Consider the following 22,932-nt stretch of genomic DNA (forward strand, 5'->3'; position numbering starts at 1 on the left):
TTCGGATCCTACCTGTTGAGCTCTTCCGGGCAGAGGGATTTCACACCATAAGCGGCGCCGGCAGGGTCATTCGATGAGGATGGCGGTTTCATCTCTTTTATTCACTCTCAGAAGAACGGACCTTGAGTCTTATGCCGCCTATGCTCACTGAGTCGTCGCCTGATTCCACAATCCCTTTTGCTTCCTGCGCGCTGTCATCGCTCCAGGCGACGTTGCGGGGGTCCATCTCCATGGTATAGGCCCGCATGCAGTGCTTGAGACATTGCTCACGGTCGCGGCCCTTGGCCGTTTCTTCCTCGATGAAGTCGTAGAAATTCATGGCAACCTTATAATTGCTCTCACCGTCCACATGCTCCATCACGTCCCGGAACCTCAACCAGGCCTTTCCAATCCCTGCATCGTCCTTCTCCTTCTCAGCAAAATGACCGTAGGCATCAAGGACAAGGGCGGGACTGCCGAGCTTCAGCGCCATATCCTGAACGTCGGGGAAGGCGGTATAGCTCTTCATGCCTTCATGAAATACTTCCGTCACCTTGGGGAGATCCCACGTGCTCCCGAGAGTGTAGCTTTTTCCGGCAATTCCCGGAAGGCCTTCAGAGGCCTTCCGGAATCTCTCCATGGGAAGGACCGACGGCATCCAGAGGCCGTCGATTGTCTCCTTGATAAGTCTTTCCCTCATGGGATCGAGAAGCTTGTTCAGCACCCCATTTCCGTAGCCAAGGTCACGATCAAGGAAGGGCTTGAGCGCACCGTAAAGGGAGTCAAAAAGGGCAGGGGACTTCCGGGAAAGCCGCTCGAGAACCTGGAAGGTAAGGAGAGTCGCTTCAGGGGCCTTGTCAAAGGTGCCATTTGCGGCAATATCCGTTTTGAGCCTCGAGAGCAGCGAGTCAGCCTCTTTCCCGGTGTCCGCGGAAGCTTTTCCGATTCCTTCCTCCATAGCATTGAGAATTTCATCGCTTCTGCGCTCCACATCGGAAGAAATCCCCATGCGGTGGGTCATTTTCAATGCATCCATAGCGGTGTCACACTGCGCCGACGCCGACAGGGTGCCGGATTGCAGTCTCTGCATATCCTGTGCAATCTCTTCCCTGCGGATCCCGTCTATGTAATCGCTGAAGATATAGAAACCCTGTTTTTCAAAGCGCTCCGGCCTTATTATATCCTTGAAGCGCACCTCCTGGTCCGGCTTCAGGGCAAGGGACGAGAGAATGGTGAAGGAGATCTTGCCTTCCCTCGTGAGCTTCCTGAGGGCCCCTGCGGCCTTGTAATCTTTCTCGAAAGCATCAAGGAAACGGCCGGCCGCCCTGTCATCGGGGACAATGAAGTCGTAGAAATCACCGGCCCAGCGGCATGAGCCCGAGCTTCCCTTTCTTGTGCAGAGAGCGCGCATCAGATCGTCATCGCTGGCGGAATCATTGAAGACCCGGTCCTTCAGCGCCTCATCCAGCGTCACCATGCGGCCCCTCATATCGGGAAGCTCAAGGCCTTCTATGAGGGCGGGCTTCTCCTTCCTGAGGCGGTTGAAGAGGGAGAGCACCAGGGGGAATTCTCCCGAGTCGGAATACCCGGAGTGGAAGATGGAGCGCCCCTCCCTGGCGGGAGGCTGATAGAGCTTCGGGAGAAGATATTCCACCTGCCCGCGGTCGGGAAGCCAGCTGTGCTTTTCATAGGCATCATGAATGAGCCAGCACTGGCGCTCATCAAGATAAGGCCGGCTGCTGTCGGCCAGGATAATATCCATTGTGGGCTTCACCAGCGACGGATCCTTCTCGAAAAGCTCTCTCATGTGGCTGCAAGTTTCATTGAGGGCATTGATCTCATCACATGTGAGCAGGGTCCCAAGCTCCTCCCTGAAGAACCGCTCATCTTTCAGCAGCTCCGGGAAGGTGCCTGTCAGGTTCTTGAAGAAATCGACCTTCGCCTCCTCCTCAAGATTGTTGCCCACAAGCGCTTCCCGGGCATCGAGCCTCGAGATGAGTGTTGAGAGCGCCGGCAGGTGCCCGGCGATAAGCTCCCTCAGGGCCGGGCTCGACTGCCCTTCCTTCAGGATTCTCCCCATTTTCCGCAGGTCGTAGTCACCCCGGCCATCTCCTCCGCCAAGGCTCTCGACAAAAATTCCCAGCACTGACCTGGCTTCATCGCTGCCGGCTTCAGCAAGACCCCGGAGTATGGCCAGTCCCTTGTCGCGATCGTTCTTCCCGCTCTTGTCCTTCAATTCATAGGCATCAATGGAATCGAACAGCTCTTTCACCCTGGCCTTCAAGGCGACAGGTTTTCGCCGGGGAGGGCTCGACAGGCGGATCTCAGAATCATGGACCGCCACCTTCTCACCCCTCACCACCTCCCGCAGATCGAGGGATCCGGGGAGCACCTCCCTGCCGTCCCTGGTCACCGTAATCTGCCCGTGGTGCCACCAATGCTCCACCAGGGAGGCGGCATCATCGGCCATGGCAAAGTCGCTTTCCCGGGGTTCCTTCTCCCTGATGTCAGGCTTGAAGTCACTGTCGCCGCGGCACTGCATGGTCCGCGAAAAATGGGCTGCAGCCTTGAGGGCATCCCCCGGGACTCTTCTCCCCTCGGTAGCGCCCTGAAGGGCATCGAGAAAGTCCTTCATGCCGTTATCGGGGCCTATATAGGTCCTGTCAAAAGAATTCTCCAGGCGGCGCCACAGACTCGAGATGCACTCCGAGGGGCCGGCGACGGGACCTTTCTTGAGCTGCCAGTCAGCGACGGGTGTCGTCCCTTTTACATGAGAAAACATGAGCTCCTGCGCCATCTTCCTGACCAGGGGATCTCCCTGCGGGTTGTGCAGGAGCCCGTATATCGCCATGGAGGCCTTCCGGAAGTCTTCTCCCTTGACCGTGCCGGCTTTTAACCGGGCTCCAAGGTCTCCCAGGTAGGTGCATGAAGCCCTCCGCGCAGAGTTTCTCAGGGCGGCAGGCGCTTCATTATCAATGCTGTCCTGGGCATCAATGGTCGAAATGAAGGGTTTTTGGGAGGCGCTCTTGTCCGATTCTGACGACTTTATGGAATTCCCTGCACCTGAGGCTTTTTTAGGCCGGCCCTTCCGGGCTTCACTGCTTTTTCCCGCATGCGGGGGAGCCTTATCTTTGCGATCATCTTTCAGGGAAATGCCTGCCGAATCTCTCGGCTCCCCATCCGCTGAAGGAGTCTCTTCCGGGCGCTGCCGCTTTACTCCGGCAGTGCCTCCCGGTGTGAGTCCCATACCCGCCTGTTTCAGGGAATCCATAGATCTTACCCCCTCTGTGCGCCCATTATGCGCAATGATATCTCACAATGATTATAGAACCGGAGCATCTCTGCGTCTATTGCCAGGTTGTTACCATTTGGAGAAGGGAAAGGGGCTTGCTTCAATTATGGCCGGCAGGGTCTCATCAGGGGAAGGCGACTCCTGAAACAGCCGCCTGAACTGCTTGTGGGGAATTGACAAGAGAGGAAAGACACCAGGTGAAGTCTGTGCTTTTACTTGGCGATGGCGTCGTACGCATATCCAATTATTTTTCCAGCAAGCCAGATGATAAACCCTACCACAATAAGTGACAATACCATCTTCATGACTCCACCTCTTTCAGAATTCTGCTATCTCTGAAAATATCCGGGGGTAACTGAACATCTGTCGGGTGCCCCCCCGCGCCTGGCATAGAACCCCTCTCTTCCAGAGAAAGACTTCCATGTGCTCCTGCCGCGGCTGAGAAAAGAGAACACAGGCAAGTGTAAGAAGGTGAAGCAGCATATTCAGTGGGGTATGGGCGGTAAGATAGATCTGGATACCTATCCCTGCTGTTGTAATTTAATTATAGCACATATAGGTAAATTTAGATAGAGAGAAAAGGACAAATGTTAACAAATCGGAAATGGCCCATTTCACCGTGACAGGGCATAATAATGGTGAGCAAGTGCGCTCATTCCGGGAGCGCTGATGAAGTGTACCTTCTCTGGGACTGCCAGGTGCCAGGGAAAATCTCCTCCGAGGTCTTTCCCGCCTCTCGAGGAACAGGCCTTCCTCTTGAAAATGGCCTCCTTTTGTGATAGGATAATAGATGACTTCGTACCGTCAGAGGGTCCATGAAAGAAGAAATCACTTCATTTTCTGTCAAGATAGGACTTTTCGCCTGCGCGCTCGGCATGATGCTCCCCGTCGAAGCGGAGACTATCTATGGCGGCGAGGCGCCATGTTGCGTCCCGCCGGCAATAGCCGGCGTTCCCGGCGGGGAGAACGCTTATGGTTTTGCCCCGTGTGCACAGGGAGCTTCTCTCACCCCTGAGGAAATTGAAGTGGCTCTCCAGTCGGTGGAGAGCCCTGTCTTTTCGGACACGGAAGCAAGGACGGCCCGGAGGGAGATGGCATCGGTCGTATGCGCCTGTGACTGCAACTGCAGCTGCGCATCATGCGTCACTTCCTGCGGCGCCTGTTCCTGTGAGTGCGCCTGCCAGTGCCACTGCTGGTGCCAGTGCAGCTGCGAGAGCTCATGCGGGATTCCCTCGTGCGCCTGCGCCTGTTCCTGCTGCGGGGGGACCCTTTTCAGGAAGCCTCTGGCCATTCCCTCTCTTCTCATCTAGTTCCGCCTCTGAAAGCGCTAGCAGGCTCCGCAGGAGCCGCACTGGCACTGGCACTGGCACATGCACCAGCAGTGGCAGTAGCAGTGGCAGGCGCACTGGCATTGGCACTGCACCGAGCCAAGAAGGTCCCCCTCCGGGGCGTAGCCGGTGAAGGCACCCTTCTCCGGGGCGCGCACCTCCTCCAGGACCGAGAGATCTATGATCTTTTCCCCGCAGAGGCCTCTAGCTCCGGCATTCTCCTCTGCGGATGAATACAGAGCCCCCGGATGGAAAGGGCTGTTGCAGCGGGGTGCCGCAGCGGTATCCGGGTTGATGCCGCCCCATGGTACGCCGAGGCCCAGTATCATGAGGGTGCCGATTTTCTCCGCGACTTTATTTTTCTTCAAGATCGGCTCCTTTCTCTCACGGCACGGCCTTCAGGAGGGTTGATGAGCCCGTGGGTGCCTTTTTACCCGTGGCCTTGACGGGCAGCAGCTCCTCCGATGACCTGTACGAGGCAACATTCTGCAGTAAAATCTGATCTTTTGTGACAGGGTCTGTGCCGTAAAGCGATATAGTGACGATTCTCAGAGGGGAGCTGTTATAAAAAGAAACGTGATCAACGTTTTCCCCTATCCATGCTGTGCTGAGAGGCGCAGTCAGGCCGACAGCGGGATCATAATCAGATCTCTGCACGGCACACTTGCTGGAATCGACTCCGTAATAAACTTTGGTGAACATGCCTTTGCGGTAATCATATTTTTTAAAAAGAATTGAAGAGGCGCCCGCGCACTGCGGGGTAATAATCAGATCGCCTTCATAAATGCTTCTTATCTCATCGCACATCACGTCGAGGGTCGTCCTGAGTGAGGCCTCGAGCTTCATCCTGCTGCTCCCCTTCAGGTAGGTCCGTGAGAGTGTGGAGAAAGTGCCCATGATGATGCCGATGCAGAGGAGAAAGAGGAAAAGGCCGAGCATGACCTCGATCATGGTGAAGGCCCGCAGGCCGATGCGCTGTATCATCTTGATGGGATGGCCTCCCTTTCGAAGATAATGGAGCCTCCCCGGGGGGACCTTTCCCTGCCGCAGTATTCGGGGTAAAATGACTGGGAAGGCGCGATGATGGTATTGAGGGTGATTGATCTTGTAAGGGAGCCTGCCGAGCCGTCCGGGTTGAGAGGCCCCTCGACGGTGATGGTGACGTCGTACATCTCATAATCGACATGCGAGCCGGTTACTGTCACAAGCTGTACGGCACACATATAACGATAACTGTCAGTGATGAGCTGCCACGGCGTGGATACCGCGTTTCTCTCGCTCACTATCCTCTCCATTTCTTTCTGGGCGATTCTGATGAGCTCCGAGGAAACCTGTGTCGCCTTATAGTACCTGAAGCCCGCGATGAAAATCTCGTAGGTCGTGAAGAAGAGCATCACCAGGATGGCGATGGAGATCACTATCTCCAGCAGTGAAAGACCTTGAAGAGCTCTTTTCATGGGCATTTACCTGTTCATCTCGCTCCAGTAGTAAATTATGCCATATCCCCGGTAATCAGTCGCCTTTTCTGCGCGCTCGATAAAAAATTTCGCCCTCAAGGTCTTTCTCGCCAGCACCTCGTTATCCCTTGTCCTGGTGATAGTGCCCGTGGATACGGCGTCCACCTTGTAGCGGTATCTCCCCCTGTTTTTCGCGGCGCTTGGCGAGGCGGGGGCATAAGGATCGCCCTGCAATATGGGTACCCACCCGTAGGCTTTGGTACCTGTGGCTTCAGTGTTAATTTCGACAGGTTTTGCGAAACATGAGACATAGGATCCTGCCATCCCGTCGGAAGTCTGGAGGGGAGTGCCATTGTAAACGGGTGATGGAGTGGGGGATGGAGGGGCAGTCGGGTTCAGAAGATCGGCGAACTGGGCAGGCTCCATGTTCACCACCTCCACGAAGGCTCTCTTCACACCGGCGTCGGCAACGTAGAGAGCCATGGAGGAGTTGTTCTTTGCCTCTATGGAACGCGATTGAACGGTGATAAAGGTGCTGTAAGTCACGGCAAGCATGAATATTATCGCGCCGACTATGAGAGTGAGCATGAGGGTAGAGCCCCTCGTGACCACGGCCTTGACCGCTCCTTCACTGTCATTCATGGTATTTCAGTCTCCTTCAGCGTGATCCTTCCGTCATCGCCTATATTCACCGTCACGCGGAGCTTGCCTCCTTCAATGAATATCTCTTGAGGGCCGCTCCTCTTCGCGACGGACCATTCGTTCACGTTTGGAATGTAAGTTCCCCCGCTCTCTGATCCCGACGACCAGGGGTTGAACTCAACAGGGATTTCAGCCACAGGTTCGATAGCGAGGTGAATACATACGTTCTTGTTGAAAAGGGATTTGAAGTTCACCTTCTTTCCGTAGTGGACGGATCCGCATGAATCCTTGTAGAAAAGGTGATATTCATTCGGGTAGAGAAACGGTGCCACCATGATGCCATGGGTCTGCTCGAGCGTGGAGGCCTTCTGCTCCTGGAGCTTCAAGTCTGCCTGCATGAGCTGTGCCGAGGAGCGGACCGCCATGCTTGTCTCGTAAAGGTTGAAGCGCGCAAAGGTTATCGCTCCAATGATGGCCATGATGGAGAGCACCACTATTATCTCTATGAGCGTAAGTCCCCTGGCCAGGGCTTTTCTTCTCACCTCTGTCTCCTTTAACCGCCGATATTTGAAATGAGCGAGTAAATCGGGAGAAAGAGCGCAAGTATCACGAAACCCACCACGACAGCCACGATTGCCATGAAAACGGGCTCCAGCAGGTTCATGAAGCACTCGATGCGGTAGGCGATCTGCTCGTCATAGATCTGTGCGATCTTTTCCATTGAAAAAACGATGTCCTCTGTCTCCTCGCCAAGGATGATAAAGCTTTTCATCAGGCTGGGTATGTATTTCTTGGTCCTGAAAGATTCGGCGATTGAATCCCCGTGAATTATCTCGGCCTTGCACTGCTCAAGAATGTCTTTCAGCGGCTCATTCTGCACAATATCCTTTGAGGCATCAAGAATCTTGCTGATATTGATGCCGTTGCGGTACATAAGGGCAAAGGTCCGCGTGAACCTTGTCATACGCACCATGATAAGGAAATCTCCAATGTAGGGAATATTGATTTTGACGTTATCGACAAAGAACCGCCCTACCATCGTCCTGCTAAAATTATAGTATAAATAGCCTGCAATGACAAGGATGATCACGATCGTCGAGAGGGCGCCGGGGCTCTGGAAAAGATAGACGATCCCCATGAGCATCTTGGTCGGCAGCGGAAGGGGGACCTGGATGCCTGACAGGAACTTGGTGAAAGAGGGGATGTAATAGATCATGAGCCCCGTGATGATGAATATCGTGGAGACCATTACGAAAATAGGGTAGGTGAGGGCCGATATCACTTTCTTCCTGGTGTCGAGCTCACGCTCCAGGTAGTTGGCCAGCTCGTCGAGCATGTGGGAAAGCTTGCCCGTCTGCTCGGCTACCTCTACGAGAGCCCTGTAGATGGGAGGGAAGACGCGGGGGTGCTTGGTGACGGAATGGGTGATGGAGGAGCCTTTCCTTATGTCCTCGCGGATCGTTTCCACGACTTTTCTCATCTTATGGTCCTCCTGATAGCCGGCGAGGGTCTGGAAGGCCTTGTCTATGGGGATGCCCACCCGCATCATGAGGGAAAGCTCCCTGGTGAAAAGAAGGACGGTCTCATCACTGATGCGCCTTACGGTGCTGTCAAGCAGCTCATTGTAAATCTCCCTGAGGGTGACATGCTTCCCCTGGCAGAGAATCTCGCGGACCTGATACTGCTTTCTGTTGAGCATATCAAGCGCTTCCTGCTCGGAAGAGGCAATGATGCTCCCGTATCTCTGCCTGTTAAAAGTGTCTATGGCCGCATAACGGTAGAGAAATAGCAAGTGGTGCTCCCTCGTAAAGGTCTCAGGGCTCCGGCACCTGACGGGTGCAGGAACTCACCACACATTGTAGCATAAACAGGAGCCATTCTACAAGAGCGTGCTCAGATCCTGAAATATGATGACTCGAGGTAGCGGGCGAACAGCTCGACTTCGTCGCCTGCGGCCCAGTAAGGGCGCTTGAAGTAGAACTTCGGGAGGGCAGGCCGCCCGGCAGCGAGCTTGATGCCGAAGTAGCTTAAAGTCCTGGTGCCAAGAGCACCAGCGATGTTCACCATCCTGATTATCTCATTGCGCTCGATCTCAAGCTCCTTGAGCACTTGGTAGGCACGGGGCACGGGCACGTTTTCGTAGTCTATCTTTATGGCTTTCACCAGCATATCGCGGAAAAGGACGCTGATGAAGAGATCGCCTGAGGCTGAAGAGATGAGCTCATTGTGCCGGCGGCCTATGAGAGACTTCTGCCATCCGTCGCAGGAGAGGATCTCCATTGCCGTGAGAAGGCCCGGAAGAAGGATTTCCCTTGCCGAGCCCGCGGGGATGGGGAAAAAAATGGCGCAGGCTGGAGCCCCGCCGTGCATCAGGTCTATCCCCATATAGACCCCCTTACGGCCCAGGAGCTTTCCCAGGGCGGCGATCTCCCCTGACGGAAAGGCGGGAAGCCCAAGCAGGTGTGCACAGGAAGAGGCGAGCTTCAGGGAAAGCTGAGTCTGGTAATAGATGCTGATCTCGCCCTCCTTCTCCCTGTGAAAATCAGTCTTGAGGAGGGTGCCCGTGCCGGGAAAGAAGCGGTCAACTTTTCTCAGGGCCGAGATGTGGGACTGATCCACCTCAAGCTCGCCCGCAAGCTTTGTGATGGCGTCATGGAATGAAGGGCCCCGCCCTTCTATGGTGATTTCCAGCGTGTCGTCACCGGGGGCGAAGCTGAACTCCGCCGATTGAGAGAGCTCCTTTGCGAAGGCCTGTGAGAAGAACCCGAAGTGGCGCATCTGCGCCAGGGGGAAGAATGGGGAGAGGGACTCGGTGTCGGCGGCAAAGCAGGGAATCCGTGATGGCATTACGTGCTCCTTCCTGAAATGGCGGGCTTTGAGTGCCGGAAATAAAAAAAGAAGTGGGCACTGCCCACTCCTTTTTTCTCTAGGTTATTCCTTGGATTTCCTCACGGTGCCGTCGGTCCAGAACCTGGGCGTAGCTCTTCCCTCGCTGGGAGCTCCGCCTACACCGAGCTCCTGGAGCATCTCGTCCCACTCGCTGTCCTTGGCGAACTTGAGATCACCGTAATTGTACTCAAGCGAAGGCTTGTCGATAGGGGCATAGACGCTGATGCCCTGCGACTTGGGATGGGACTGGGGGTTCACCTCGTTGGCGATGACAACGTCCTTCACTGCCTTTGCCATTTTTTCCGCGGCGCCCTTGAGGGCGGGATCCTTGGCATTGGCAATGAGGTTGTCTGCCAGATGGCCCACATCGCGGATGTCCTTGTACGGAGTCCATCCGCCGCCGTAGTTCTCGGCTCCCTGGATGGCGGCCTTTACCGACTCTTTGTCGCCGGATTTTCTTACGGTCTTGGCAAACTCGTTGAGACTGTCCTTGAAGGCATCCATCTTGTTGAGGTTTACTGCCGAGAAGGTGGGAATGTCTTCATTATGCTGCTTGTTCACATTCACCACGATCTTGGCGAACTCCTCGGGTCCCACGTTGATTTTGTGGATCATTGCTTCCTGGGCCGTCTTGATGGCCTGGCTTATGTTTTCGCCGCCGAGCATCGAGTTGTAGGTCCAGCCTGGTCCGCCTTCGCTCTCTTCGGCAGCAAGCATGATATTCGCCTTGTCCTTGAGCTCGTAGGCCACTTCGGCTTCAGCCATCAGGCAGGCATCAAAGCCGATGATGTCGATCTTCTTGCCGGTGACTTCCTGGGCCTTGTCGAGAGCGTCGCGGATCTGCGGCACCGACATGAAATTGCCGTCAGTCTCGTCAGACATGGCGCCGGTGAAGCCGCCGCCATGATCGTTGAGAACCAGGCACACATGGTCCGCAGGGAATTTCCCGACGGCGTCCACTACATACTTGGTGAGTGTCTTGGGATCTGACATATCCACGTGATCGCCATATTCCGCGATGAGCTCGGAGTTTATCTTGTTGGGTGTGTCATCCTTGTTGACATAGTAAGACCTTGCGCCCTGCCATGTGTTATCCATCGGGTTGGGCTTCGGACCCACATCGACATAGGCCACCACGTGGGTGTTGTTGTCGGAGCCCACCAGTTCCTGGTTGTCTATGTTTTTCAGCTGGTACTCCGTGAGGTTGCAGTCTGCAGCGATATAGTTCAGGAAAAGCCACTTCTTGTGAGGCTTCATTGCCTGCGGCATCTCAGGCTTGTCACCGCCAAGCTGCACCTGATCGTTCTGCTCGGCAGGCTTCTCCTGCGGAGTCTCCGGCCCCTTGACGTCACCTTTCATTGCGGGAGCGATGTAGTTCGATACCCCTTTGATGTTGTCCATGCAAGACCTCCTTATTATTATAAAACGTGAAATTGAATCCCCATGGAAAAAGTCTATTGTTATTATAAGGCTTTTGTTTTCCCTCTGTCAATTTGACGGGCAGGGGCAGAATCATGGATTTCTCCTTCCCGATCGGTGGATAAGCCTGTATTCATGCGATTCTCTCCGAAGACGGCAGGGCCTTCCCCCATGTTAACATTTTGTGAACATCTGGACAGGATTAAAAATAGTGAGGAAAGAAGGATTTTATTTTCAGCAGGTGAATTGAAAAAGAGGGGCGGAAAGAGAGTAAAAGAAAAGGGGGGGCGCCGCTCCTTCTTTTGTGACTGACCGCCGGTTTCCTCTGCAGTCCTGGAGCGGTGTATTTTATTTCAAAAGGAGAAGGGAGATCATACCGTGCAGAAAGATTTTTACAGGGTTCTGGGAGTCTCGCCTCTCAGCTCTCTGGAAGATATCCACAAGAGCTACAGGGCCCTTTCAAAGAAGTACCATCCCGATGTCTGCAAGGAAAAGCTCCTTGCGGAGGAAAAGACCAAGGAGATCGTCGAGGCCTATAACAAGCTCAAGGACATGGGGGAGAGGAAGACTTACGACAGCCAGAAGATGTTCCGGTTCAGGGAATTCAACAAGAAAAAGAGCAAGTATGTCGAGAGAAAGCCCGGCCTCTTCGATATATTCACGCCCAAGGCCAAGAGGCCCAGGGTAGTGAAGAGCGTGGGCGGCAAAAGCCCCGTGGAGTCCTCTTTTACCATGGGAATCACCTTTGTCGCTTCCCGGAAAAAGGACAGCATCGAGGCCGCCCAGGAAGAGTTCAAAAACGTGACGGAGCTTGATCCCACCAACCCTGACGGGCACTACAACCTGGGCCTCACCTATTACCTTCTGGGTGATTTTGACAAGGCCATCAACACTTTCAGAAAGGCTCTGTCCCTTGATCCCAAGGACAATGACGCGAGGACCATGTCTAATATACTGATTGACCCGGAAATATAGTTTGAGAGGCTCATAAAAAAGAAGGCGCAGGTGATCACTGCGCCTTCTTTTTTATTGCCAGGCCGCTGTCTGAGGGCCCTTCTAGAGCCTCAGCACTTCCTCGCTTCCCCCGATGATATCCACTATCTCCTCATAGAGGCCTCTCATGCGGGCCATGAGGGGAAGGATCTCATTGGCCGCGATATTCGCCAGCTCATCAGCATCGTGCTTGTCCTTCATCTCTTGGAGCATGGTGCGGAGGTCCTTGCATCTCTGGTCTTTTCTGCCTTCCACGTATGAGCAGTCGATGAGCATGAGAAGCTCGGCGTTCAGGGCGCCCAGGTGCCTCTGGCGCTCCCTCAGGCGCGGCTCTATTTCCTTGAGGTTGCCTGGAGGAATGGCCATCAGGGCACTCCTGAAAACCTTGTTGCTGAGCACCTTGGCCATCTGCGAGAGCACGATGGCTTCGGCCTTCACGCGCTCCACGTAATTCTCGATCTGCACCATCTTGAAGGCCTTGACCATCTCCTCGGTGAAGACGCCGTCTTCGATGAGGAACCCGATTTTTTTCTTCTGGTCAAGGATCTCCAGGGCCTCGGGAGTGTTCTCCGGCGCCTTGTAGCCGAAGCGCTTCTCCGCGTCTTCCTTGGAGAGCTCATAGACGTCCTCGTCAATGACAAAGTAGTTGATTTCCTTCCTGAGGCGGGCGAATTCATCATTTATGGCGGCAGTGGTGCTTTTCCCGCCTTTCACGGACTTTTTCACCGCCCTGTTTATCTCCTTCACCACCTCGGCGATTCCAAGGCAGACAAAAGCGAGGGGGATGTACATGGAGGTGTTGGCTCCGGGGGCCCGCCATTCCAGCTTGTTTCCCGAGAGGCCGAGAGAGACGGAGCGGTTGCGGTCCTGCTGAAGGGAGTCACGGAACTCCGAGGTGCTGCCGAGAAAGGCCGAAAGGTACACCGGGGCCTCATACCCGGGGCGTCTTCGCAGGTCGTTCCCCCTGGAGGCTATGGCGGCGTCATAGACATGCCAGTGCCTCCCCATGGCGGCCACCATGGCAAGCCCTATGAGGTTCACCGGTGAGTGAGCGTCGGGGGCAAGCCCCTGGAGGCTCAGCAGGTTCTCCTTGATCTCCCTCGTGAGCATATCATATTTCACAAGGCTCATGTTGGTGTGCTTGCCGCTGCCGTTTATGCCGGCGCCGCCGGCGCTCTCGGTGAAAGACTTGCTTCCGATGAGGGCCCTGTAACCATGGCGCTCGCAGACATCCTCGATGACCTGGCGGGCTATCAGCTCGTTGTCGGCGGCATTGAGTGCCGGGGCGTATTTAAGCACAATCTCGCACTGGCGGCCCTTGAGCTCGTCGCCCGTCTGGCCCACCTCCATGTGCTTCTGCACGGCCGTGATCCCCACGTGGGCGAGGTCCTTCACGATATCGTTCAGCAGGGCTTCCTCCTTTCTCTTGGGGATCGTGAGGTACACGCCCTGGAGGTTCTGGTTGATGGGTCCGGGCCCTCCCACGACGGTCTGCCCGAGGTACTTCAGGTCCGAGCGCTGGTGCGTGGCATCCTTCGGCATGACAAAGAACTCTTTCTCGAAGCCCGTGATAAGGGAGTAGCGCTCATGGGAAGCCGGAGGTGATACATTCAAGGTGGTCATGAGCTCTGAAAGAGCCTCTTCCAGCACTTTCGAGGCGAGCCTGAGGGGCTTGCGGCCTCCCATGGGGATGCCCTCGGGCGTGATCATCTCCGACAGAATATAGAGGGTGCCCCTTCTGAGGGAATCGGGGAAGGTGAACCACTTGCTCTCCGTGTCGGGGACGGCAAGCACCTTGGAGCGGTGCACGACGCGGCCGCCTCCCGTGGCAAAGCTTGAGCCGTCGAGCTCCGCCCCTTCAAGAAATAGCTTCTTGTCAAACTCCTTGATGTTCACAGGCTTCGCTCTCAGCTTGGAGCTTATCATGGGCGCCACGGTGTGGCCTATTTCTGTGATGCCCTTGTGAAGGCACCATTCTATGAAGTGCTCATAATCCTGCTTGGCCTGGGGGGGCACCACGCACTCGGGGAAGTGGATGCTCCTCCTCTCTTCCGCCAAGCGGTCTTCCTCGGCATGGATCAATTCGCGCGGAATTGCGTCGGGCTCCACACCCTTGCGTCCTTTTTCCTTCCTTGCAGGCGGTGTTTTCTTCATGGGCTGTTCCTCACTTTACTTCAATAAATATGCCGGTACAGGGATTCTCCAGAGGGGCCGGCAGTCCTCTAATAAGAGCAAATTGATCACGTCATATGTAGGTAAAATATTTTAAAAATACTCTTTCATCATCCTGTGGGATATTTCATAGGTATTGTGTGTTTCAGCAGAGAGGATTTTAAAGGTGAAACGAGTAAGATGGAGTGCATGGCATCGAAGATTTCTGCAGCGGTTTTTTTATGTGCCTTTCTTATGACGGCAGTGTCTTTTGCCGCTGGTGACGGCGAAAAGTGGATTGCCAGCCAGCCGAAGCTTTATACGGTGAAGGAGAGGGCCCGGTTCAACAGGTTCCTGGGAGAGCTTCACCGCCGGTTTCCCACGCTTGAAGGCAGAATGAGGGCACTTGCCCTTGCCCGCGTGGGAACGCCTTACAGCCTCGGGTGCCTTGGCGAGGAGAAGCCCCCTGACCAGAAGCCCTTCTTCCGCGTTGACGTGACGGACTGCACGGTTTTTGTTCTCACAACCCTCGCCATGGCCCACGGGTCCACCTGGGACGAAGCGCGGGAGTTGATGAAGAAGCTCAATTATCACAATCCTCCCATGGTCGGGACAAAGACGGTGAGCTATCAGAACAGGCAGCATTTCACTTATGAGCGCCTCCACTCCTGCCCCTTTTTCGCCGACATAACGGCATCGCTTGCCGCGCCTTCAGTCTGCGGGAAGGCTACGGTGACTCTGAACAGGAAAAGCGACGGCACGAAGCTCCTTGATATCCCATGGGAAAAAGAGGTGACGGCCTTATATATTCCTGCGGCCCAGGTTGACGAGAAGCTTGTGGCAAAGCTCCCTTCCGCTGCAGGGGTGGCCTTCGTGAGGAAAAAGAACTTCAGCCTGGGGATCGTGGTTTCCCACGAGGGACTTGTTATTGACAGGAAATGGCTTTTCCATGCCAATTCCATCTCGAAGAAAGTGGAGAAGAGGTCTTTCCTCGACTACCTGTCGGAAAACTCCGATTATTTTGACGGCGTGATCTTTTCAAGGTTTTACTGAGAAGGAGGGAGTGTCATGATCTTTGACAGCGCCGTGGTGGGAAGGGTTGACTGCAACTGTTACGTACTGGGATGCCCGGATACCAGGGAGGGCGTGGTTATCGACGCAGGCGGGGACGCCGATGTCATTGCGCAGATCGTCAGGAAGCACGGCTTGGCCGTAAAGCATTTTCTCTGCACCCATGGCCATTTTGACCATATCGAGGGACTCAGGGACCTGCGCGCGGTGATAGAGGCGCCTATCGCGATTCACGAGGAGGATATCCTTCTTTACGAGAATCTGCCGATACAGGGGCGCCATTTCGGGATGGAGATTGAGCCCGCCCCTCTCTGTAACCGATTTCTCAGCGAGGGAGACGAGATAAAGTTTGGAAAGCTCGCCCTGAAAGTGATCCACACGCCGGGGCATTCCCCCGGGTCGGTATGTTTTCAATGCGGCAGCGACGTTTTTACCGGCGACACAATATTTGCGGGATCCATCGGCAGGACGGACCTCACGGGCGGCTCCCTGGAGAGCCTTGTCAAGAATGCCAGGGAGAAGCTGCTTACCCTTGGCGACAAGGTAAGGCTCTATCCCGGCCATGGGCCAGCCACGACTGTGGGTGATGAAAAGAAAAACAACCCCTTCCTGGCAGCAGCCCCGTTATGAGTGGTTTCTCCGGTGATAAATGACAAGCGCCTCGCCAGGGGCCAGGGTTCCGCTCAGCCGGCCATCATGGCGGTGCAGCTCCCTCCCGTGGAGAAGCTCCCTGACAGGGCCTTCCGGTGTATCGCCGCCTAACGAGAACTCCCCCGGGTCGTCGCAGTTCATGTTCACTACTATGAAGAGCTCTTCATTCCCATGGCTTCTGCGGTAGGCGAGGACATCCGGGCTGCCGCCCTCGATAAGGACGAAAGAGCCTTTCTCCGTGCAGCACGCGATGGCTTTGTGGGTCTGGCGTATCTCATTGACTCTGGCGATGAATGAAGAGAACTCCCGCGGCGATGCCCAGTCAAAGTGCCAGCGGTCAAAGAGGGCCAGGGGCTTTCCCCTGAAATGCTCCACTTCCCCGGCGGTGAAGTCCAGGCCCGTGTTCACAGGGTAGGTCTCGCCCAGCTCGTATCCGTTATGGATAAAGGGTATCCCATAGGGCAGGAAAGCGTTGACCACGTAAATCCACTTGGAATATCCCACCTCTCCCTTCTTGGTGGCGCTCCTCGGCGTGTTGTGGGACTCCGGTGTGGCGAAAAAGGAGAGGGGCATGCCCCCTCCCACGTGGTGCATAAGCTTTAAGAGCCCTTCGCGGTTGTGCTCCACGTTCCACGCATAGCCGAGCACCACATTGTAGCCCGCTTCCAGGCTGTGCTCGTCAACGGTGAAGTTCTCGGAGAGAAAGGCGAAATCAGGATCATTCCCCCTGGCGGCGGCCACGATTTCCTGCATGAGGGCCGGCGGCAGCGCATGGCCCATGTCCACCATCACGCCGTTGATGCCGAAGGTCTTCTGATAGTGCGGTATGATGTCCCTTATCCTGTCCCAGAGGGGGCGGTTTGCCCTCTCCATTTTCGCAAGGGCGTTATCATACATCCTTATGGTGTTATAGGCTATATAGTTGAATTGCGGCTTCGCGGGATCCTCGTCAAGGTAAAGGCGAAGGTACGTCACGTCGGTCCAGGGAGGCTGCACGTCATCGGGAGGCCAGTCGGCAAAGGCGCCGGGAATCCTGGTCTCAACCTCCCTGCCCGACAGGGGGTCCAGGGATGTGCCGAGAAACCCTCCCTTTTCCTGTTTTCTCACTTTTGCCGGCGATGCGGGGGCGAGCTTGAACATGGCTCTGTAATCGGCCGGCGGGGCAGGAAGGTTATTGAAGTCCTTTGCTGTCACTTTCTGCTTGATCCTGGCGAGATCCTCATCACTGAAGACAGGGTTCCCGTAAGAGGACTTCATCTCATCGGGACGCATGCCGGGGCGCCTTTCAGGGATTGCATTGTCTATCCAGTAGAACCAGTCGGGATTCGTCGCTATCCAGTCTGCATCCTTTGCGCCGGTGCGGAACACGAACTCGAGGACCGCCTTCATCCCCAGGGTATGGCAGGCCTCCACGAGGGCCTTGAACTGCGTGGTGATATCAAGATCGCAGAGGGGATCGCGGAGCTTCTCGTCAAGCTCGTAAGGATTTCTGATGGCATAAGGCGAGCCCAGGTCCCCCTTGTTCCCGTCTTTCCCGATGGCCGTGATGGGCAGGAAGTAAACCACGTCGCATCCCAGGCGGTGGATATGGCCAAGGAGCGCCAGGGTCTTCAGGAAGGTCCCTGTTTCCCTTATTGCACCGCTGTTGACGGTGATATCCCTGTCATGGCCGCCGATCACGCCGTCGCCGTCGTGATCAAAAGCGGTGGCAAGCCGGGGAAATATGTTGTACACCTCGGAGTTGCAGATCCAGAAGCCTTTTGTCCCCCTGTAAGGGAGGTGGCTCCCTGCCTTTTCCCGGCCTGCGGCAAGAATGGCTTCTATGTGCCCTGTGTAGTATTCATAGGGATTCACGTTGACGGGGCGATGATCCTCAGGGGGCTTCCCGCCGGGGGGAGCCCAGAGCGGGGGGACAAGGTAGGTGCCGGTGAAAGTATCCTTTTTTCTTTTGAGGTCCTCAAGTACCTTGAGAAGCGCCGATGTAGCTCTTTCCATGGATAAACTCCTTCAGCTTGAATGATATTAAGCTATTCTTCCGAAGGAGTGTTTATCCTTTTCCCGGGAGGAGGCAGACGCCGGGAATCAGGAGGGCGGGGCTATTCCCTCTTGTCAGGCAATGAGGCAAGGAGGCCCGATTCCATTCCCCAGAGGGCAGTGCTGTGAATTCCGTTCAAAATGAGTTCCTGCATAATAATCACCTTCATTTCAGTTTCAAGGTGATTATAAGGGACGGGGCGGATCATCGCAAGATCTCTTTTGTAAACATCATGTAAACGTAACGGGACTTCCCCCATATCCCTGCAGCCCCGGCCATGAGGGCCCGCCGGCCTCCCATTATCTCAGCGGTATTCCACTTGGTGAGAGCAAAGAAGGGGCACATGGCAGTGGGCTAGAAAAGACCTATCAATGTTCGGCCGGTGGGATGAAGGCAATGAGATCGAAGCGCCCTCAGTTCAAGCTTTTCCTCTTTTTCACGCTCATGGCGTTCTTTTCAGCCATTGCCGCCCTGGAGAGCCCCTGCGGGGAGGCTGAAGGAGCGGTTCTCGCGGTCGTCAGAACCGTAAGAGTCTCTCAGGAACCGCTCTCTGCAATTGCCGTCTCGCCGGAAAACTCTCTCATCGCAGGTGTGGACAGCCGCAACGTGCTCACCCTGTGGGATTCCGACGGCAGGACAAGGGAGAGGATATCTTTTCAGCATCCCATTCCACCTGTAAGGACTCTTGCTCTTTCTCCCGACGGGGCACGAATTGCTCTCGGCCCTGAGAAGGGCTTCGTGCGGGTCCTGAGCACCGGCGGAAACGACGACGGCGTCACGCTTGACTGGTACAACACCGTGACTGCCCTTGCATTCTCTCCCGGGGGGAAAGGGCTTCTCGTGGGCTCTCTGAACGGTGATGTCAAGTTCTGGGATGCCGAGAGCGGCGCTCTCACGAGGCTGTTCAACGACACGGATTTCCTTGTGCAGTGGCTCTGCTTCTCGCCGTCGGGGCGCATGGCGGCGGCGGGCTTCTGGGATCGCTCGATTGCCCTGTGGGATGTGGCGACAGGGAAGATTGTAAGGCTTCTCCGTGAGAAAGAGGAGCCCCTTCTCCTCTATTACAATCCTCAGCGGAACAGGGATGAAAAGCGCTCTTCCCGCAGCAGCGACACGGTCTCTCTCTGCGGGGCTTTCACCGGTGACGGCTTGTTCATTGCAGGGGGCTGCAATGATGGAACCGTGAGGATATGGAACGTGGAGTCAGGGGAGAAGACCGGCACGCTGAAAATATCAGAGTCACCGGTGACTTCGCTCTCTGCCTCGCCCCGCGGCTCGTACCTGGCATGCGGCACAGGGAGCGGCGAGACCTGCCTTCTGGACCCGGCAGGGCAGAGCGCTCCGGTGCTCCTTCCCGGCCACCATGACGCCGTGTGCTCCCTCGCCTTTAACAGTGAAGGCACAATGATTGTCTCCGCGTCAAGGGAGGGCGTCGTAATCGAGTGGAAAGTTCAAGAGGCCAAATAAAAATACCGGCACTCTGTGGAAAGTGCCGGTATCTATTTAATCAAATGAAGCTCTGCCCTAGACGCCGGTGACCTCCTTTACCTCAGGGATCTCTTTCTTGATGGTCTTCTCTATGAACATCTTCAGAGTCATCTGGCTCATGGGGCATCCGCCGCATGCACCTTTCAGCTTCAGCTTCACTTCGCCTTCAGGAGTTATCTCCACAAGCTCAACATCACCACCATCGGCCTGCAGTGAAGGTCTAATCTTGCTCAGTACTTCCATTACTTTTTCTTTCATGGTGGACACCTCCGTTCCTGTCTACTTATGATGATTCTTCCCTGGAAAGGATTCACCTCTTTCACCCCGGCTCCCCGGTGCCATGCCTTTTCATCGCCTGCAGAGCTGCAATGACGGGAAACCATGCCGAGAAGTGAATGTTAACATATTTTTTACATGAATTCCTTGACGAAGGCCCTTTTTGTCGTGATATACCGACAAAGATGTGAAAAGGGGGAGAATGACTTATGAACATACAACCGGGAATGCCGCAGAATATCTACCAGACGGCGGGAATGCAGCAGGTGGCCGGCCCGCAGATGGCCCCTGCCGAGGAGGTACAGGGGCAGCAGGCCACCCAGGCGCCTTTCGACATGATGCAGGCCAAGACAGGGCTTGATCTCCGGGAGGACGCCTACCGCGCCATTGTGGAGCGCCAGCAGGGCGAAGCCGTTGATGCCAAGCAGGACAAGATCACCGACGACGAGCTCAAGCAGATTTTCGGCGACCAGGCCGACGCAGTGAGAGGCCTTCTGAGCAAGAGAAGCGACGTGAAGCTCTCGGAGCTCCTTCCCCTGAGGAAGGACACGGCAGGCTTCTCACAGGTCCTCAAACAGCTCACCGACAGGACCGATCTCCAGGTATCGGACCTTGTGAACAAGACGCCCGACGGCAAGGTGCAGATTGACAAATCCGTCAGCGATGATGAGACCAAGGAGCTGATGGAAAACCGCCAGGACATCAAGCCCAAGGAGCTCACGGACCTGAGGGCCCAGCTCATAAAGACCCTGGGGAACCCCGTGATGGCGAAGAAGGCTTTTACACTCGCCATGAAGCTCCTGAAGACCAGGACCGACATGAAGCCCGACGCCGTGGGCAAGATGTTCACGAACCTCTCGGAGCTGATGGACTCCATCAAGCCCCCGGGAGGGAGCAAGGGTGCCTCGGCGGCGGCGACAAAGCTCGAGATGATGGAAACCTCGGTAGAGCTCCTCTGCACGAGGAGGGACCTCAACGAGGAGCACGTGATCAAGCTTGCCCGCTCGACCGTCGAGACCATGGGCGACAAGAACGATCCCATGTCGCAGCAGAGGGTAAGCCGCTCCTTCAAGGATGCCGCTGACCTTCTCGCCGTGAGGGGCGACATGTCCGTGGACCAGGTGACGAGCTTCCAGAAGAACCTGAAGCAGATGGTGCCGGGAAAAGACGCGGCAGTGCTCGACAACAGGGCGGCGATGTTCAGCACGGCGTGCCAGACCCTGAAATCTCGCCCCGACATGAATTTTGACCAGATGACGGAGCTTCTGAAGAGGCAGACCCAGGGCAACAATCCCAAGAAGGGTAACGCCCTTATGAACAGCTTCAATGAAGGCGTCACGGGGCTTGGCAAAGGCAAAGCCATGGACGAGATTGCCCCGCCCGTCACGACGGTGCCGCAGAAGCAGGGTGAAAAGGCAGGCGACAAGGACAAGAAGGACGTCAAGGAGAACGAGGATAAGGAAAAAGGCCCGGAAGGCCCGGAAGACAAGGAGCAGGGGGCCCAGGCACCTGAGAAGAAAGAGGAAGAAGGTCCTGCAGAGCCTCAGCCAGAGGCTCAGGGACCCATGCCAAAGCAGGGATAGCCTTTTTCAGGATCAGAATCGGTGATACGGCGGCACGCCTCAAGGCGTGCCGTTTTTCATGAACCGGGAAATTGCCGGTGGTTGACTTATTTCGGTATTTTCATATAATGGACATGCCACACGACTCCATGGAGGATATCCCGGATGTGGATTGAACTGCTCGGCGCAGCAGGCCAGAGCCTTCTGCTCCTGATAGGCCTGACGCTCATATACAGGATCCTCTTCAGGGAAGAGGGGAGGCGCACATGGGCCCGCTACATCATCACGCGCACAAAGTTCTGGGCTTATGCGGCCATTTTTCTTATCGCGATACTCTATTTTGAGGAACTGTGCACATTTTTGCCTTTCCAGAAAAAGCTTGCAGGCTACGTATTGCCCTTTGTCATCGCTATTATCGCCATACTTGTCGTTGAAACCCTGGCAGCCTATATTTATGACTATCTCCTGATCTACCGGTATCATTCAAGCATTCCGGTCCTGTTCCGCGACATCATACGCCTCGGCGTCTATCTGGTGCTGATAGGGTTTTATTTCTGGGCTGTCCTGAAGATAAACATCGCCCCCATCATCACCACTTCCGCCATACTCTCCATCATCATAGGCCTTGCCATCCAGGAGTCCCTGGGCAACGTGTTCTCGGGGCTTGCCCTTCACCTCTCCCATCCCTTCTCACTGGGGGACTGGGTCAAGGTGGGCGAATACGAGGGGAGCGTCCAGAGGATCGACTGGAGAGCCACATCAATCCAGACCCTCAGCGGTGATTATATCGTCATCCCCAACAGCAGCCTGGCCAAGCTGGACCTTCAGAATTACTCGTCGCCCACGAGCCACCATGCGCGGATAGTGGAGGTGGGAGCCCATTACCAGCACTCGCCGGACCAGGTTGCCGAGGCGCTGCTCGCGGCGGCTGCCAGTGCAGATGGAGTGCTCGCCGATCCCGCCCCCAAGGTGTGGGTGACCCGGTTCGGAGATTCCTCCATCACCTACAACCTCAAGTTCTGGCTCGACGACTTCAGCGCTTACAATGATATTGAATCAAGAGTGATGAGGCAGATCTGGTACCACTTCAAGCGCGCCGGCATCGTGATCCCCTTCCCGATAAGAGAGGTTTTTCACCACGGCAGAAAAGAGGCCGAGGCCGCAGAGACCATCGGTACGGACCTCCTGAGCTCCATCGACATATTCAAATCCCTCTCGCCTGAGGCGATAGCCTCTCTCACCAGGAGCCTCCGAAGCGAGATATTTCCCGGGGGTGATGTGCTTTTCCGCCAGGGCGACAAGGGAGAGCGCTTTTATATCGTGAAATCAGGAGAGGTGGAGGTCTCCGTGACCAACGAGAGCGGTGAGAGGCTTTTCACCACGGCACTGGGGCCCGGATCATTCTTCGGTGAGATGTCCCTTCTCACCGGTGATGCCCGCTCAGCCACAGTGGTCATCACAAGGGAGGCGGAGCTCATGTCACTGGGGAAAAAGGATCTCAAGGAGCTCATTGCCAGGAACCCTCATATGGACGAGGTAATATGCGACGCCATTACGGACCGGCAGACAAGGACAGCCGGCAGCCTTTCGGAGGCGGACGGGGCAGCGTTCGATTGGCCTGAACAGAGCGAAGAGCAGCTCAAGCTCAGGAACAACCTTCTCACGAGGATCAGGCAGTTCTTTTCCTATTAGGCCTTCC

19 protein-coding genes are annotated in these 22,932 nt (G+C 55.6%); 7 read left to right on the forward strand and 12 right to left on the reverse strand.

Features of this window, described 5'->3' with window-relative positions:
* Positions 1-97 precede the first annotated feature (97 nt).
* Positions 98-3,250, reverse strand: coding sequence for a hypothetical protein (locus RDV48_27705; GenBank protein MDQ7826620.1), 3,153 nt, complete (start codon positions 3,248-3,250; stop codon positions 98-100).
* Positions 3,251-4,086: 836 nt separating this feature from the next.
* Here RDV48_27705 and RDV48_27710 point away from each other — a divergent pair.
* Positions 4,087-4,581 carry a hypothetical protein gene (locus RDV48_27710; protein MDQ7826621.1) on the forward strand — a complete coding sequence of 165 codons (495 nt, stop codon included), beginning with the start codon at positions 4,087-4,089 and terminating at the stop codon, positions 4,579-4,581.
* 17 nt (positions 4,582-4,598) lie between these two features.
* Here the strand turns inward: RDV48_27710 and RDV48_27715 are convergent, their stop codons facing one another.
* The 8 genes from RDV48_27715 to RDV48_27750 all read right to left on the reverse strand — a co-directional run bounded on the left by RDV48_27715 (position 4,599) and on the right by RDV48_27750 (position 10,988).
* Complete coding sequence (locus RDV48_27715; GenBank protein MDQ7826622.1) at positions 4,599-4,967, reverse strand: hypothetical protein; 369 nt, start codon at positions 4,965-4,967, stop codon at positions 4,599-4,601.
* Between the two features lie 16 nt (positions 4,968-4,983).
* On the reverse strand, positions 4,984-5,583 hold the full coding sequence (locus RDV48_27720) for a hypothetical protein (protein ID MDQ7826623.1): 600 nt from the start codon (positions 5,581-5,583) through the stop codon (positions 4,984-4,986).
* Entirely contained in the window at positions 5,580-6,056 is a 477-nt protein-coding gene (locus RDV48_27725; GenBank protein MDQ7826624.1) for a hypothetical protein, read from the reverse strand. The genes RDV48_27720 and RDV48_27725 overlap by 4 nt, the downstream gene beginning before the upstream one ends.
* A gap of 6 nt (positions 6,057-6,062) precedes the next feature.
* Positions 6,063-6,698 (reverse strand): hypothetical protein, encoded by a 636-nt coding sequence (locus RDV48_27730; GenBank protein ID MDQ7826625.1) that lies wholly within the window; start codon positions 6,696-6,698, stop codon positions 6,063-6,065.
* Positions 6,695-7,240 carry a type II secretion system protein gene (locus tag RDV48_27735; GenBank protein MDQ7826626.1) on the reverse strand — a complete coding sequence of 182 codons (546 nt, stop codon included), beginning with the start codon at positions 7,238-7,240 and terminating at the stop codon, positions 6,695-6,697. Before RDV48_27735 ends, RDV48_27730 begins: the two co-directional genes overlap by 4 nt.
* Positions 7,241-7,251: 11 nt before the next feature.
* Positions 7,252-8,490, reverse strand: coding sequence for a type II secretion system F family protein (locus tag RDV48_27740; GenBank protein ID MDQ7826627.1), 1,239 nt, complete (start codon positions 8,488-8,490; stop codon positions 7,252-7,254).
* 101 nt (positions 8,491-8,591) lie between these two features.
* On the reverse strand, positions 8,592-9,545 hold the full coding sequence (locus RDV48_27745) for a hypothetical protein (GenBank protein MDQ7826628.1): 954 nt from the start codon (positions 9,543-9,545) through the stop codon (positions 8,592-8,594).
* A gap of 84 nt (positions 9,546-9,629) precedes the next feature.
* Positions 9,630-10,988, reverse strand: coding sequence for a clostripain-related cysteine peptidase (locus tag RDV48_27750; protein ID MDQ7826629.1), 1,359 nt, complete (start codon positions 10,986-10,988; stop codon positions 9,630-9,632).
* Between the two features lie 396 nt (positions 10,989-11,384).
* On the opposite strand from RDV48_27750, the gene RDV48_27755 reads away from it, so the two are divergent.
* The gene (locus RDV48_27755; GenBank protein MDQ7826630.1) at positions 11,385-11,981 is read left to right on the forward strand and encodes a DnaJ domain-containing protein; all 597 of its coding nucleotides are present in this window, start codon (positions 11,385-11,387) and stop codon (positions 11,979-11,981) included.
* A gap of 81 nt (positions 11,982-12,062) precedes the next feature.
* On the opposite strand, the gene RDV48_27760 is transcribed toward RDV48_27755, so the two are convergent.
* Positions 12,063-14,153, reverse strand: a complete 2,091-nt coding sequence (locus RDV48_27760) for a hypothetical protein (protein MDQ7826631.1) — start codon at positions 14,151-14,153, stop codon at positions 12,063-12,065.
* Positions 14,154-14,360: 207 nt separating this feature from the next.
* Between RDV48_27760 and RDV48_27765 the strand changes: the two genes are divergently transcribed.
* Both RDV48_27765 and RDV48_27770 read left to right on the forward strand, forming a co-directional pair.
* On the forward strand, positions 14,361-15,203 hold the full coding sequence (locus RDV48_27765) for a DUF1460 domain-containing protein (GenBank protein MDQ7826632.1): 843 nt from the start codon (positions 14,361-14,363) through the stop codon (positions 15,201-15,203).
* 15 nt (positions 15,204-15,218) lie between these two features.
* Positions 15,219-15,851: an MBL fold metallo-hydrolase gene (locus tag RDV48_27770; GenBank protein MDQ7826633.1), complete on the forward strand. Its 633-nt coding sequence runs from the start codon at positions 15,219-15,221 to the stop codon at positions 15,849-15,851.
* Here RDV48_27770 and RDV48_27775 read toward each other — a convergent pair.
* Positions 15,846-17,867 (reverse strand): alpha-glucosidase C-terminal domain-containing protein, encoded by a 2,022-nt coding sequence (locus RDV48_27775; GenBank protein ID MDQ7826634.1) that lies wholly within the window; start codon positions 17,865-17,867, stop codon positions 15,846-15,848. The genes RDV48_27770 and RDV48_27775 overlap by 6 nt on opposite strands.
* Positions 17,868-18,303: 436 nt before the next feature.
* Here RDV48_27775 and RDV48_27780 point away from each other — a divergent pair, with 436 nt between their 5' ends.
* The gene (locus RDV48_27780) at positions 18,304-19,374 is read left to right on the forward strand and encodes a WD40 repeat domain-containing protein (protein MDQ7826635.1); all 1,071 of its coding nucleotides are present in this window, start codon (positions 18,304-18,306) and stop codon (positions 19,372-19,374) included.
* Positions 19,375-19,431: 57 nt separating this feature from the next.
* Here the strand turns inward: RDV48_27780 and RDV48_27785 are convergent, their stop codons facing one another.
* Complete coding sequence (locus tag RDV48_27785; GenBank protein MDQ7826636.1) at positions 19,432-19,653, reverse strand: NifU family protein; 222 nt, start codon at positions 19,651-19,653, stop codon at positions 19,432-19,434.
* A gap of 227 nt (positions 19,654-19,880) precedes the next feature.
* On the opposite strand from RDV48_27785, the gene RDV48_27790 reads away from it, so the two are divergent.
* Together RDV48_27790 and RDV48_27795 are read left to right on the forward strand one after the other, a co-directional pair.
* On the forward strand, positions 19,881-21,254 hold the full coding sequence (locus RDV48_27790; GenBank protein ID MDQ7826637.1) for a hypothetical protein: 1,374 nt from the start codon (positions 19,881-19,883) through the stop codon (positions 21,252-21,254).
* Between the two features lie 144 nt (positions 21,255-21,398).
* Complete coding sequence (locus tag RDV48_27795; protein MDQ7826638.1) at positions 21,399-22,925, forward strand: mechanosensitive ion channel family protein; 1,527 nt, start codon at positions 21,399-21,401, stop codon at positions 22,923-22,925.
* Positions 22,926-22,932 lie beyond the last annotated feature (7 nt).

The sequence above is a fragment of the Candidatus Eremiobacterota bacterium genome, assembly GCA_031082125.1.
GTDB lineage: Bacteria > Vulcanimicrobiota > CADAWZ01 > CADAWZ01 > Ess09-12 > Ess09-12.

What these genes read in the sequence shown, in the direction of transcription:
- RDV48_27710 (MDQ7826621.1), top strand. Translation starts at nt 4,087, where the DNA reads ATGAAAGAAGAAATCACTTCATTTTCTGTCAAGATAGGACTTTTCGCC.
- RDV48_27720 (MDQ7826623.1), bottom strand. Translation starts at nt 5,583, where the DNA reads ATGATACAGCGCATCGGCCTGCGGGCCTTCACCATGATCGAGGTCATG.
- RDV48_27725 (MDQ7826624.1), bottom strand. Translation starts at nt 6,056, where the DNA reads ATGAAAAGAGCTCTTCAAGGTCTTTCACTGCTGGAGATAGTGATCTCC.
- RDV48_27770 (MDQ7826633.1), top strand. Translation starts at nt 15,219, where the DNA reads ATGATCTTTGACAGCGCCGTGGTGGGAAGGGTTGACTGCAACTGTTAC.
- RDV48_27745 (MDQ7826628.1), bottom strand. Translation starts at nt 9,545, where the DNA reads ATGCCATCACGGATTCCCTGCTTTGCCGCCGACACCGAGTCCCTCTCC.
- RDV48_27730 (MDQ7826625.1), bottom strand. Translation starts at nt 6,698, where the DNA reads ATGAATGACAGTGAAGGAGCGGTCAAGGCCGTGGTCACGAGGGGCTCT.
- RDV48_27780 (MDQ7826635.1), top strand. Translation starts at nt 18,304, where the DNA reads ATGAGATCGAAGCGCCCTCAGTTCAAGCTTTTCCTCTTTTTCACGCTC.
- RDV48_27760 (MDQ7826631.1), bottom strand. Translation starts at nt 14,153, where the DNA reads ATGAAGAAAACACCGCCTGCAAGGAAGGAAAAAGGACGCAAGGGTGTG.
- RDV48_27795 (MDQ7826638.1), top strand. Translation starts at nt 21,399, where the DNA reads ATGTGGATTGAACTGCTCGGCGCAGCAGGCCAGAGCCTTCTGCTCCTG.
- RDV48_27790 (MDQ7826637.1), top strand. Translation starts at nt 19,881, where the DNA reads ATGAACATACAACCGGGAATGCCGCAGAATATCTACCAGACGGCGGGA.
- RDV48_27785 (MDQ7826636.1), bottom strand. Translation starts at nt 19,653, where the DNA reads ATGAAAGAAAAAGTAATGGAAGTACTGAGCAAGATTAGACCTTCACTG.
- RDV48_27775 (MDQ7826634.1), bottom strand. Translation starts at nt 17,867, where the DNA reads ATGGAAAGAGCTACATCGGCGCTTCTCAAGGTACTTGAGGACCTCAAA.
- RDV48_27765 (MDQ7826632.1), top strand. Translation starts at nt 14,361, where the DNA reads ATGGCATCGAAGATTTCTGCAGCGGTTTTTTTATGTGCCTTTCTTATG.
- RDV48_27705 (MDQ7826620.1), bottom strand. Translation starts at nt 3,250, where the DNA reads ATGGATTCCCTGAAACAGGCGGGTATGGGACTCACACCGGGAGGCACT.
- RDV48_27750 (MDQ7826629.1), bottom strand. Translation starts at nt 10,988, where the DNA reads ATGGACAACATCAAAGGGGTATCGAACTACATCGCTCCCGCAATGAAA.